We start from the raw sequence: 255 nt of genomic DNA on the forward strand, positions 1-255 counted from the left end.
CCCGTCCGGACCCAGCTCCAGGAATGTTGCCACGCCTTGGTCCTGGAGCGCGCGCACCCCGTCCACGAAACGGACCGCCTCACGGACATGGCGCACCCAGTAGTCCGCCGAACAGATCTCCTCGTCCGACACAAGGCGACCAGAAACGTTTGAGACGACAGTCAATTGCGGCGACCCAAACGTAAGGCTTTCCGCGATTTTGCGGAATTCCGCCAGCATGGCGTCCATGCGAGGTGAGTGGAACGCGTGGCTGAC

Annotated in this window: 1 protein-coding gene; it reads right to left on the bottom strand. The window is 62.4% G+C overall.

Annotation, left to right across the window (positions count from 1 at the left end):
• A partial coding sequence (locus tag IH13_RS39600; protein ID WP_324605226.1) for an acyltransferase domain-containing protein occupies nucleotides 1-255 on the bottom strand: 255 nt, incomplete at both ends.

The organism is Streptomyces sp. NRRL WC-3549 (assembly GCF_000721935.1).
Classification (GTDB): Bacteria; Actinomycetota; Actinomycetes; order Streptomycetales; family Streptomycetaceae; genus Streptomyces.